Below are 247 nucleotides of genomic sequence, written 5' to 3' on the forward strand. Positions count from 1 at the left end.
CCCTGCCCGCCACCCCGATCGAGCGCTTGCGCCTGCCCGCCGAACTGAGCGGTACCGCCGGCAGCAACCGGGCGCGCGGCGGCACCCCGCAGATCTCAGCCGCCGACGATCTGGCGGCGGTGACAGCCTGGCTGGCCCGCTACGCCGACACCCCCGCCACCCTGCAGACCTATCGGCGCGAGGTGGAGCGGCTGCTGCTGTGGGCCGTGATGCAGCACGGCAAGCCGCTGTCGTCGCTCACCCATGA

General features: G+C 73.7%; 1 pseudogene. It reads left to right on the top strand.

Annotated features, from left to right (window positions below):
- Positions 1 to 2: 2 nt before the first annotated feature.
- A pseudogene (locus ACYP5B_RS43565) lies at positions 3 to 247 on the top strand (tyrosine-type recombinase/integrase); the annotation flags it as partial.

This window comes from Cupriavidus sp. 8B (genome assembly GCF_054589115.1).